The 1424-nt window shown below is 45.3% G+C and carries 1 protein-coding gene; it reads left to right on the top strand.

Annotation, left to right across the window (positions count from 1 at the left end; all coding sequences use genetic code 11):
• The first annotated feature begins 339 nt into the window (after positions 1-339).
• Entirely contained in the window at positions 340-1293 is a 954-nt protein-coding gene (locus CLFS41_RS06785) for a tyrosine-type recombinase/integrase (protein ID WP_045091845.1), read from the top strand.
• Positions 1294-1424 lie beyond the last annotated feature (131 nt).

Here is a 1424-nt window from a genome sequence, read left to right as displayed (position 1 = left end):
GGGGGTACGTCTTGCATTTCCGTGGGGGTGGGATGGACCATGTGCTAAATCGTGAGATGGACCATATGTTAAAGTGTGAGGTGTGCCTTACGCAAGTATACATTGTATACTTATATGTTTAGTTGTGTGAGGCGTAATTATATGAGGCGTAATTAAATAAACAGCGCATGTGATTGATGCCCTCACATTCCCCTGCAGATATAACAATGCATTGTTTACATTATAGTGGCCCTGCACTTTTTCAGTTAGAATATGGGATAGTCTCTGTTATATCAGGAGAACACTATCATTGGGGCGGTTCCCGAATAATGCCGCCCCTATACTAACAAGGAGGTTTTTATGAAGTACTCACCAGAACAATTGTCCCAACAAACCAATCTCTTTTTAAAACTCCTGTCCGTGGAGCGCAACTTGTCAAACAGGACCCTGAAGGCATACCGGAGCGATCTGCAATGTTTTATGCTGTGGTGTAAAAATACGCAGATCGAGACCTTGGACCAGAACACCATCCTCTCCTACTTCCACTATCTGCAGACCACACTGGAGCGAAAAGCCAGTTCCATTCAACGAAAATACATATCCATCCGGCAATTTTTTCAATATATGAATCAGGAAGGGATTTCAGCAGAACGTTTTTTCCGTTTTTCCACAAGGAAATTCCAACTTCCCAAAACAATCCCCCGTATTCTGTCAACAGCGGAGATCCGCTCCCTTCTTTTTATTGCAGACGCTCAGGTCTGTCAGTCTCAAACCAATTTTCATAAAATACTGAATATACGGAACAATGTAATTCTGGAACTCCTCTTCTGCCTGGGTCTTCGCATTGGTGAGATCAGTGCACTGGACCTGCCTCACTATGACCCGGCAGAACGGACACTGCTCATTCATGGAAAAGGACGAAAGGAACGGCTCCTCTATATTTCTTCCCCGGATGTCATAAAGAAACTCCACACCTGGCTGGATATCAGGCGCCAGCTAAATCCCACTGACCACGCAATGTTCCTGAACCGGTATGGAAACAGGCTTTCCATATACGGAATAGAAAACCTCTTCCGCAAATACAGGGACCTGTCCTCCATCAATCCCGCCTCCACTCCCCATTACCTGAGGCACAGCTTTGCAACACAGCTGCTAAATAACGGGGCTTCCATCCGGGATGTACAGGAGCTGCTGGGCCATGCCAGCATTGTTACCACACAGATCTACACAGAAGTCTCCATCGACCGCCGCCGGCAGGTGCTGGAAAAGTATAATGCTCGCAACTTTTTGTTTGAAAGCCAGATAATTGAATAGATTGATTGGATTGGGTTGATTCCTCATTTGCCGGGTGGGTGCTGGCGGGTGGGGAATTTTTTTGAGGGTTTTTTTAGTTGGTGCAAATAATAACAATTATTTGGAGGAGATTCTATCCAGAACTCATTAAA

The sequence above is a fragment of the Clostridium sp. FS41 genome (genome assembly GCF_000954015.1).
Classification (GTDB): Bacteria; Bacillota; Clostridia; order Lachnospirales; family Lachnospiraceae; genus Enterocloster; species Enterocloster citroniae.
The sequence above is the reverse complement of the archived record's forward strand: the minus strand, read 5'-3'. Positions and strand labels throughout refer to the sequence as shown.